1 protein-coding gene is annotated in these 435 nt (G+C 67.1%); it reads right to left on the reverse strand.

What is annotated here, in order from left to right:
* A partial coding sequence (locus C5F48_RS24565; protein ID WP_146170796.1) for a DDE-type integrase/transposase/recombinase occupies nucleotides 1–435 on the reverse strand: 435 nt, incomplete at both ends.

The raw sequence follows: 435 nt of genomic DNA on the forward strand, positions 1-435 counted from the left end.
ATCACTGACCACTGTCGCAGGCTTGCCGCGCACCTCGAACAGCGTCGCCAGTTCCCGCGCCACCCTCACGCCGGAAAGCGAAGTGTCGGCGATCAAGGCGAGGCATTCGCGCGTGCAGTCATCGACCACGGTCATGATCCTGAACCGACGGCCATCGGTCAACTGGTCGGACACGAAGTCGAGCGACCAGCGCTGGTTCGGCATCAGAGGCAGCACCATCGGGGCCCGCGTGCCGATGGCCCGCTTGCGCCCGCCCCGGCGGCGCACGTGCAGCTGCTCCTCGCGATAGATGCGGAACAGGCGCTTGTGGTTCACATCGTAGCCCTCGCGGCGCAGGAAGACATGCAGCCGCCGATAGCCGAACCGGCGGCGCACCCGCGCCAGTTCCCTCAGCCGATCTCGCAACACGGGGTCGTCCTGCCGGATCGCTTCGTA

It is taken from the genome of Cereibacter changlensis JA139 (assembly GCF_003034985.1).
Lineage (GTDB): Bacteria > Pseudomonadota > Alphaproteobacteria > Rhodobacterales > Rhodobacteraceae > Cereibacter > Cereibacter changlensis.